Here is a 5,270-nt window from a genome sequence, read left to right as displayed (position 1 = left end):
TATCGTATTTTGCAAAAATATCTCGTGTAGATAACTGGTATTTAGGAAACTTCCCTAATACTAGTGAAATGGTTACACTTCGTTTCCCTGCTACTTTTATGGCTTCTTTTAATGCTCGCTCGGCAGGCGTTCTGATAGAAAATCGTTCTTCTCTATCAAAGATAAATTCGCCTTCCCATCTAGTGTTGCGTGTTTGTTTATAACCGCGAGCGATGAGTACCTGGTTGATGACGCCATACCATATGAGATCATTTTTTGTTTTGCGAGTAACTGAGATTTGGATAGTCTCGTGAACCGTATCACCTAGTTGTATCTGTCTTTGCATTTGTTGTGTTAGCGATGTTCTCAATAATATCTCAGTGTATATTAATGGAGCTGGGGTAGCCTCAGAATTCGGAAAATAAATATCTAAATCTCAGCATTTTTTATTAAAAATAATCAGACACAAATTATCGAAAATGTTGCTTATTACACACTTTTTTGAACCCATTAGTATAGGTTCAAAAAAGTATAGTCCCGTATGTCTGTATATTTAAGCCTTGGAAAAGATAAACAAGGTAACTTTCATCACATCGACTCATAAAAATCAGGTAAGGGTGATTTAGTCTGTCTGTTCACGGTTAGGAATTGAAATTCCTAACCACTCTGACAGCAATACTGAAAAATCAATCCGTAACCGTATTTCTTATGACTTAGCCGACTAAAACAAGTTACTTTTGAGTATTTTCTATGCTGTTTTTGGTGTTTTGCCTGATTTTAGTTAGATCTTTCCTAAATACTGTAACGAAGTCACCGTTTTTCACGTGTCGTTGCTTTTCTCAAAGCAACTAACTCATGCCCTTTCAGCCCCATTTCCATCTTCATAAAGCACATGCGACCACCACACAGAATACATTTGTACGGATCTATGCCTACAAGGTGGTGCATCATTTGTGTGTAATTCAATGGTTTTGACTCTACCGGCTCTTTCTGATCCAGTAGACCATAAACTAGCGGTAAGGCTTCTCCCCGTTTTCTGTTTGATGGCTCTAAAATTCTTTTCTGCAGGGATATGTGAGACTAACCGATCGATCATCTCTATCTGACTAAGAACCAATGTCTTATAGCAATTATCTCTATGATCTTTGTAGACAAAGTGAACATCACCACCCAGGTGACTCGTTGTGTGATTGATTTCAAAAACCCTCTCTTTCAAACAGTGTATTATTTTAAATGTTACATAATGTTTGGTTAAAAATAAGGGAAATGTTATGGACAACAGTATCAATCCCGTTAATAAGTCTGAACAAGAATTTTTAAAGTGTATGAAACATCTATGTACTATAGCCCGTTCTTACAATACCACAGGAGTTCCACCTCGTTTTGAACCACCAGTGGAAGGACAATATAATTATCGAGTTGCTGACCGCTATGTATATATGTATCAAGGCATGTTGGATGCATTAAAGGCATTTGAATTGCTGGAGGTGATGCTAGAATCTCTCATTAACTATCCAGGAGCAAAGAAGATCGAATGGATAGCGGAGCTCGCATGGGAGTTCTATCAAAAAGCAAATAGTCCTGTAGATCCAAAGAAGCTGGTACCATTTCAAGTTTGGTACGCTATGCGCACAAACTGGCAAATGTTTATTATTAATTACATTGGTCTTGGCTACCGATCTGCGCCTGAACAATGCGAAAAATTCCGCTTAACAGATGAGGAAATGGCATCATTAACACCAGAACAGCATGAGTGGGTGCTCTCAGTACAAGACAAAGATGATTATGAATTATTTGGTTGCATCGACTAAAAGACGTTTAATTTCTGGCGGTATTGATTTTGCTATTATTGCAGTGGTTACAATACCAGTCACATATCTATTCTTCTGTATCTTAAAGGCTGAGTTATTAAATTTTGAGGTTTATATAGACCTACTAGGTAATAGTTTGCTTATTTACTTAGCAGAAGCTGTGGCCTTATTAGGTATCAATTGGCCCTATTTAAGGAGTGGTCAAACAATCGGAATGAGACTAGTGGGCACGAAAGTTGTTATGGCCAATGGAGAGCCAGCGACCTTTGTTACTGCTGTTTTAAGGCTCATTGTTTTATATGATGTCGGAATGGATTGTATGGGGTTTTAGAATTGTTAACTTAGCTCTAATGATATTTCAGCCTCAGAAAAGAACTGTGCACGACCTGTTATCGGGCACTATCGTTGTTGATTGCTAGATAATACAAAGCTGATACATGTGATCGGCTTTTTTATTACCCTAATCTACTTTATAAGAATGAGACCACTTGCTGCTTCCAATGCTGCTCTACCATCGCAGCATTAAAGTAGATATTTCCCCATCGCTTAGTTTTGAGATTTATTCCTCCTCGCGTGACAGATAGATGGAAATGGACATTCCAATTAAGCTGATGACCAAATGTGTGAACGAAACAGAATAGACCTATTTCTATTCCCCGTTACTTTGCAAAACTCAAGTATGCAGATACCACACATTGGTATAATAGATTTATTAATCAAGGGTTTAGTCGAAATATTGACCATAACTTATCGGGCATCGTTAAGGTCATATGTTGATATTCACATTTTGGCAAGATGGATAGCTGTTTCGCTATCCATTTTTCTATCAGCATTACTCCACAAGAATTACAAGCCTTACTCTTACAAGAGTTATAGATGACTTTGCAGTGCTCACAAGCATTCGTAGTGCTTACTGCCCACTTTGCTGGTACCGCAAGCGAGCATTTTTTCTATACACTCTATTTGATTGGTGGTGATGCTATCACCACAATGCGTGAGATATTTTTCCCAAGTTACATATTTATTAAAGATGAGTTTGGTGGATCTAGGAACGTGCATATCAGCTGTTAGTAAGGCGTAGCATCATCTCGCTCTGCGATATGAGTAAGCGAAATTAATACTTCATGTAATTCGAATGCGGTAGCCGAAGTGTCACCAAACTCATCAATAAGATATTGATGAATTAATGTGATATCTTCGACATGATCTTTTGGAAGAGTAGGTATTTAATAACTGAATGACATTATTCATGGTGGCTTCATATTGTTCATAGCTGTCAAAAGCAGATGAAATCTGAGTTGGACGACATTTCTTTATTGGTTTCCTTTTCTATCTCATGTATTAATTTTATGATGTTAGACATATCACTGTTGTAATATTCCGTTGTGGTTAAATAGAGTATTCTATTTTTATTGAATTTATTAGTGAAAAATTGATATTTTAATCCCGGGGCACAAATTATAATGTTCGCTTTTTTTTCTATCTGATATATATCAGAATCGGTATCATCAACTTTCGCAATCCAGTTTAAATTTAGAGAAATTAAAAGTCGATTTAGCTTTTCCACATAGAAGTCTTCTTTAAACCAAGAAAAAATAGCTCCAGTGAAAGGTGTTCCTCTTCCTAACAAAGGACTAGATTTAAATACAAAAACTATTAACTTTCTCATTGAGATATACCTAAAAGACATTTTTCTTACTCTATTCCTGATTTCTTAATTTTTCAAACCGATATTTTATAATTATGGAAAAGATTGCATATGGCTAATTGAAAATAGTCTGTTTATATTAGTGCGACAAAATTAAGCGTCACTGTATCTGTTTGAGTACCAACTAGAGAATAACAGCGTTATACATAAAGTTGGGAGGACATCGAGATCGACAGAACAACGCTTAAAAGAAATGACATTCGATCTAGAAAAGGCAACAGGGAAAACGGTAGTTAAAAGTGCTGTGTTGCGTGAAGTTGCAAACTCTGGACATGTTGAGAAGTATGTATTTCATCGTTACAGCAATCAGTTAGCTAATATTGGTCTACACACCGAATACCTTGTACTTGATGGCAAGTCATTGAAACGGTTAAAAGTAGAATTCACTACACTATCTAACAATCTTGAATCTTTTACGATTCATTGTCACAGGTCGCGGAGGTATGAAGAAAAACGCTTAGCCGCTTCTAAACGTGGTATTGAGTTAACTCAGCGTGAAAAAGGTAAATTTGGTCGGCCTAAAGGCTCTACTGTTAGTATTGACGATTTTTTGATGAAGCACTCTGATATCGTCACACGTTTAGAGCGCGGATTATCTATCAATCAGACCGCAGAAATTATGGGCAAGGGACGTTCTACCGTTAAGCGTGTAAAAGAAGCAATGAAGTAGAAGCAAAGTGTTCCATTTCATTTGTGTATGAGCTTATTGAGTAACTTCTGACACAGTCACGACAAATATCCGATAGAGTCGCCCAACTCTACGTTATACCATGCGATATCACTACATACTATAAGGATATCGCATGTCAAATCTCCTTCGTCTTTGTATTATCTCGTCGCTATTTACGGCATCAGCAACAACTTGGGCCGCAACGCCCTCAAATGTTATTGGTCTAAACCTTGGTTATGGAGGCCTCAATGCTTCCACAAAACTAAAAGACTTTGATTCCAGCGATCTATTCGATGGTGATCTTTATTACCGCCGTATGTTTAATGAAAACTTTGGTCTAGAAGTTGGTTATCGTAGTTCAACTGGCGGTTTAGGTAGTATGTTAATCAGCCCGTTAACAAAAATTACTGACATCAGCTACTATGGTCCTCACACTGACCTGTTCGCTTACTATCCTTTAACTGGCGGATTTAGTCTATATGGCAAAGTCGGTATCAACTATTACAAATTAGATTATACCTACCAAACAAATATTGAAGGTAAAAAGCAACAACATCGAATCACAGATTCTGAATTGGGTGGAGAAGTTGCAGCTGGTGTGGAATGGCGTTATGAATGGTTAGGCTTTAATTTGGGTTATATGTATAGCAAAAGTGATCTTATCGAAACCTCTGGTATTCAATTTGGTACGAGTATTCATTTTTAAAGGTTAGGAATTTAAATTCCTAACCACTCTGACAGCAATACTGAAAAATCAATCAGTAATCGTCTTTCTTATGACTTAGCCGACTAAAACAGGTTACTTTTGAGTGTTTTCTATACTGTTTTTGGCTTTTTGCCATATTTCAGGCAGATCATCCCTAAAGACTGTAACGAAGTCGTCGTTTTTCCCGTATCATTGCTTTTCTCAAAGCAACTAACTCATGCCCTTTCAGCCCCATTTCCATCTTCACAAAGCACACGCGACCACCACACAGAATACATTTGTACGGGTCTATGCCTACCAGGTGATGCATCATTTGCGCGTAATTCAATGGTTTTGGTTCTACCGGCTCTTCCTGATCCAGTAGATCATAAACTAACGGTAAGGCTTCTCCCCGTT

6 protein-coding genes and 3 pseudogenes are annotated in these 5,270 nt (G+C 37.4%); 4 read left to right on the top strand and 5 right to left on the bottom strand.

The window, feature by feature from the left end; genetic code table 11:
* Both CTN07_RS22990 and CTN07_RS22065 read right to left on the bottom strand, forming a co-directional pair.
* Nucleotides 1-349: hypothetical protein (locus CTN07_RS22990; protein WP_211315312.1), on the bottom strand; the 349-nt coding region annotated here is incomplete at its 3' end.
* A 440-nt stretch (nt 350-789) separates the two neighbouring features.
* Nucleotides 790-1,150, bottom strand: a pseudogene (locus CTN07_RS22065) (IS91-like element ISPda2 family transposase); the annotation flags it as partial.
* Between the two features lie 100 nt (nt 1,151-1,250).
* Here CTN07_RS22065 and CTN07_RS22060 point away from each other — a divergent pair.
* On the top strand, nt 1,251-1,790 hold the full coding sequence (locus CTN07_RS22060) for a hypothetical protein (protein ID WP_036766256.1): 540 nt from the start codon (nt 1,251-1,253) through the stop codon (nt 1,788-1,790).
* Nucleotides 1,765-2,121: an RDD family protein gene (locus tag CTN07_RS22055; protein WP_050787864.1), complete on the top strand. Its 357-nt coding sequence runs from the start codon at nt 1,765-1,767 to the stop codon at nt 2,119-2,121. The genes CTN07_RS22060 and CTN07_RS22055 overlap by 26 nt, the downstream gene beginning before the upstream one ends.
* A 142-nt stretch (nt 2,122-2,263) precedes the next feature.
* Here CTN07_RS22055 and CTN07_RS22050 read toward each other — a convergent pair.
* A pseudogene (locus CTN07_RS22050) lies at nt 2,264-2,849 on the bottom strand (IS91 family transposase); the annotation flags it as partial.
* Nucleotides 2,850-3,066: 217 nt separating this feature from the next.
* Nucleotides 3,067-3,459: a hypothetical protein gene (locus CTN07_RS22040; protein ID WP_050787863.1), complete on the bottom strand. Its 393-nt coding sequence runs from the start codon at nt 3,457-3,459 to the stop codon at nt 3,067-3,069.
* Between the two features lie 142 nt (nt 3,460-3,601).
* Between CTN07_RS22040 and CTN07_RS22035 the strand changes: the two genes are divergently transcribed.
* Nucleotides 3,602-4,168 carry a GIY-YIG nuclease family protein gene (locus tag CTN07_RS22035; RefSeq protein ID WP_330942597.1) on the top strand — a complete coding sequence of 189 codons (567 nt, stop codon included), beginning with the start codon at nt 3,602-3,604 and terminating at the stop codon, nt 4,166-4,168.
* A 133-nt stretch (nt 4,169-4,301) separates the two neighbouring features.
* On the top strand, nt 4,302-4,874 hold the full coding sequence (locus tag CTN07_RS22030) for an outer membrane beta-barrel protein (RefSeq protein WP_005306695.1): 573 nt from the start codon (nt 4,302-4,304) through the stop codon (nt 4,872-4,874).
* Between the two features lie 154 nt (nt 4,875-5,028).
* Here the strand turns inward: CTN07_RS22030 and CTN07_RS22025 are convergent.
* A pseudogene (locus tag CTN07_RS22025) lies at nt 5,029-5,270 on the bottom strand (IS91-like element ISPda2 family transposase); the annotation flags it as partial.

Source organism: Photobacterium damselae (genome assembly GCF_003026815.1).
Lineage (GTDB): Bacteria > Pseudomonadota > Gammaproteobacteria > Enterobacterales > Vibrionaceae > Photobacterium > Photobacterium damselae.
The sequence above is the reverse complement of the archived record's forward strand: the minus strand, read 5'-3'. Positions and strand labels throughout refer to the sequence as shown.

Bases quoted from the DNA above. Each gene is read 5' to 3' on its own strand.
- CTN07_RS22060 (WP_036766256.1), top strand. From the start codon at position 1,251: ATGGACAACAGTATCAATCCCGTTAATAAGTCTGAACAAGAATTTTTA.
- CTN07_RS22055 (WP_050787864.1), top strand. From the start codon at position 1,765: ATGAATTATTTGGTTGCATCGACTAAAAGACGTTTAATTTCTGGCGGT.
- CTN07_RS22040 (WP_050787863.1), bottom strand. From the start codon at position 3,459: ATGAGAAAGTTAATAGTTTTTGTATTTAAATCTAGTCCTTTGTTAGGA.
- CTN07_RS22030 (WP_005306695.1), top strand. From the start codon at position 4,302: ATGTCAAATCTCCTTCGTCTTTGTATTATCTCGTCGCTATTTACGGCA.